This is a genomic window from Skermanella sp. (genome assembly GCF_059503625.1).
Window position 1 is genome coordinate 1 of record NZ_JCACHA010000197.1, and the last position, 3395, is coordinate 3395.

Consider the following 3395-nt stretch of genomic DNA (forward strand, 5'->3'; position numbering starts at 1 on the left):
CTGGGTCTTTCGCCATCAGGTTCAGGCGGATGCTCTCGTCCGGCTGGAGGCGGACGATCAGCAGGTTGGGCGTGATCTCGCCTGCCGTCTTCGGGAAGATCGAGTGCGGCACCTGACGGAACTGGATGACGATCTCCGACACCTTGGCCGGCATCCGCTTGCCGGTGCGGAGATAGAACGGCACGCCGGACCAGCGCCAGTTCTCGATCTCGACCTTCAGGGCCACGAAGGTTTCGGTGTTGCTGGGCTTGGCGCCCGGCGCCGTGCCGGCTTCCTCGGCATAGGCGCCGACGGCGGCGCCCTCGACCGCGCCCGCCCGGTACTGGCCGCGCACGGTGCATCCGGCGACGTTCTCGGGGCCGATGGGCTTCAGGGAGCGCAGGACCTTGATCTTCTCGTCGCGCACCGATTCCTGGTCGAGCGAGACCGGCGGCTCCATGCCGACAAGGCAGAGGAGCTGCATCAGGTGGTTCTGCACCATGTCGCGCAACGCGCCCGAGGTGTCGTAGTAGCCGCCGCGCCCTTCGACGCCGACCGTCTCGGCGACCGTGATCTGGACGTGATCGACGTGGCCGGCGTCCCAGACGGGCTCGAACAGGGAATTGGCGAAGCGGAGCGCTAGCAGGTTCTGGACCGTTTCTTTGCCGAGATAGTGGTCGATGCGGTAGATCTGCTCCTCGGCGAAGACGCTGCCGACCTCGTCGTTGATCCGGCGGGCGGATTTCAGGTCGTGGCCGATCGGCTTCTCCAGCACGACGCGCGACTTGGGCGTCACCAGACCGAAGGCCTGGAGCCGCTCGGAGATCGGGCCGAACAGCTCGGGCGACGTGGCGAGATAGAAGACGCGGACGATCTCGTCCCGCCCGCCCAAGCGTTCCTGAAGCTGGTCCCAGCCGCTGGTCGCGGTGGCGTCGGCGGCGACGTAGTCGATCCGGTCGATGAACCGTCCCCAGGTCGTCTCGTCGACGTCGTCCTTGTGGAGGTGGCGGCGAAGCGCCTCCTCCGCCTTGGTCTTGTAGTCGGCTTGGCTCAGCTGGCTGCGCGACACGCCGAGGATGCGGCTTTCCGCAGTGATCTGGCCGGCTTTGTCGCGGAGATACAGGGCAGGCAGGAGTTTTCGGAGCGCCAGGTCGCCGGTCCCGCCGAACACGAGGTAATCGAAAGTTTCGACCGGTGCCGTGTGTGAAGTCATCGATCAGCCTCCTCGGTAATCAAAGCCGTTACGGCGGCTCGGCTGGGCAGTCCGGGGATCCCGCCTCGCATCGTCGTCGCCAGCGCGCCCGCGGCATTCGCGAAACGGCACATGGTATACAGACGCTCCGAAGTCAGGGGCTCATCGGGATGCTCGAGCAGCCCTGTCAGAAGGCCGGCCATGAAGGCGTCGCCCGCTCCGGTTGTATCGACGGGAACGACGGAGAAGCTCGGGACCTTGCCGTCGATTTCAGGTGTCATGAAAGTACAGCCGTATTTGCCGTGCGTCACCACCATAAGCGACAGGCCGGGATGGAACAGCGTGCGGGCGGTGGCGGCAGGGTCGCGCGAGCCGGTCAGGAATTCCAGCTCGTCGTCGCTGAGCTTGACGATGGTGGCGCGCTCGATCCCTTCGCGGATCGCGTCCTTCGCGGCGTCCGCGTTGGGCCACAGGTCCAGCCGCAGGTTGGCGTCGAACGAAACGTGCAGACCGTGGCCCCTGGCGGCATCGACCGCGCTCAAGGTCGCGGCGCAGGACTGCTCGGGGATCAGACCGATCGAGCCGAAATGCACCAGCCTGGCCTTGGCGATGGCGCCGAAATCGACGTCCTCGGGGCAGAAGCCGGCGCTGGGATCGCCGTAGAACAGGAATTCGCGCTCGGCGTCTTCCGCCAGCGAGACGAAGGCCAGCGGCGTTCGGGTGCGGCGGGAGCGGCGGACCAGGGATGTGTCGACGCCGCCGTCCTCGAGCGTCTTGACCAGGAACCGGCCGAAGCCGTCCTCGCTGGCCCTGCACATCAGGGCGGTGCTGGTCCCGAGCCGGGCAAGGCCCACGGCGACATTGGCGGGAGCGCCGCCGGCGGCTTTCTGGAATGCGGGGGCGGTGAGGAGATCCGTTCCGGTCGTGACCGGCACGAAATCGATCAACAGCTCGCCCATGCAGATCGCGTCTGCCATTTGAACCTCTCCGGCTGGACGTTGAAGCTGAAGAAAAAGGCCCCTGCGCCATTCTGGGAGGAAAAGGCGGCCGGCGCAGGGGAGGTCTCGAAAGCGTGGTTCCGGGGCCGAAGCCCCGGTCCCGCACCTTATTTCGGCGACGTCCAGCCCTTGTACTGGGCGACGTTGTCACGGGTGATCAGCTCAGCCGGGATCAGCGTGGTGGCCTGGGCCGGCTGCTTGCCCTGAAGGATCTCGTAGCCGACATCGACCGCCTTCTGGGCCATGGCGTAGGGGTCCTGGGCGGAGGACGCCTGGATCAGGCTGCCTTGCTGCTTCAGGGCGCCCTCGATGTCCGGCGCGCCGTCGACCGAGGTGATGATCAGGTCGGTGAAGTTGAGCTGCTTGGCGGCAAGATCGGCGCCGATCGCCTGCGGGTCGTTGATCGTGAAGACGGCGTCGATGTCGTCGTTGGCGGTCAGCAGGCCGATCATGACTTCAAGTCCGCCTTCACGCGAGCCTTTGCCGTTCTGGTTGTCCGACACGATCTTGATGCCGGGCGACTTGGCGAGGACCTGCTTGCAGCCGTTGACGCGGTCGATCACGGCGGATACCGGCGGGCCGTTCATGATCGCCACTTCACCCTTGCCGTTCAGCTTCTCGGCGATGTAGCCGCAGGCCTTCTCGCCGGCTTCGATGTTGTTGGTGGTGACCGTTGCTGCCGCACCCTTGGCGGCGACGTCGACCGCGACGGCGACGATGCCGGCCGCCTTCAGGCGGACCATGGCCGGCTCGATCGCGACCGGGTCGGCCGCGTTGACCAGCACCATGTCGACGCCGGAAGCGATGAAGTTGTCGATCTGGGTCGATTGCTTGTTCAGGTCGTAGTCCGCCGAAACGGCGGTGACGGTGACGCCGGCGCCGCCGAGCTCCTTGGCCCGCGCTTCGGCGCCCTTGACGACCTGGACGAAGAACGGGTTGCCGAGGCTGCCGACCGTGACGCCGATCGACTTCAGTTCGGCGGCCGAGGCCGGAGCCGCGACGAAGGCGGTCAGCGCCAGGACGGCTGATGCGGCGAGCAGGGTGGATTTCTTGATCGCAAAGGTCTTGATCATGGTGTTTCCTCCGTGGCTGACGTGAAGCTTGTTCAGGTGGTTTTTTGAAGTGTTGAAAGTCGGGTCGGAGCCCGGTAGGTCGGTCAGAAGGGTAGGCGCAGGGGAGGGCGGACCCCGTGTTGCGGTGCAGGACCATGGCGACGGCGCCGACGA

General features: G+C 66.2%; 3 protein-coding genes. All 3 read right to left on the reverse strand.

Annotated elements, in window-relative coordinates; translation table 11 throughout:
• Positions 1-1192: glucose-6-phosphate dehydrogenase (gene zwf / locus AC5JJ6_RS05055; protein ID WP_496040995.1), on the reverse strand; the 1192-nt coding region annotated here is incomplete at its 3' end.
• Entirely contained in the window at positions 1189-2148 is a 960-nt protein-coding gene (locus AC5JJ6_RS05060) for a PfkB family carbohydrate kinase (RefSeq protein WP_496040996.1), read from the reverse strand. The genes zwf and AC5JJ6_RS05060, both read right to left, overlap by 4 nt.
• A 128-nt stretch (positions 2149-2276) precedes the next feature.
• The gene (locus AC5JJ6_RS05065; RefSeq protein ID WP_496040997.1) at positions 2277-3242 is read right to left on the reverse strand and encodes an ABC transporter substrate-binding protein; all 966 of its coding nucleotides are present in this window, start codon (positions 3240-3242) and stop codon (positions 2277-2279) included.
• Positions 3243-3395 lie beyond the last annotated feature (153 nt).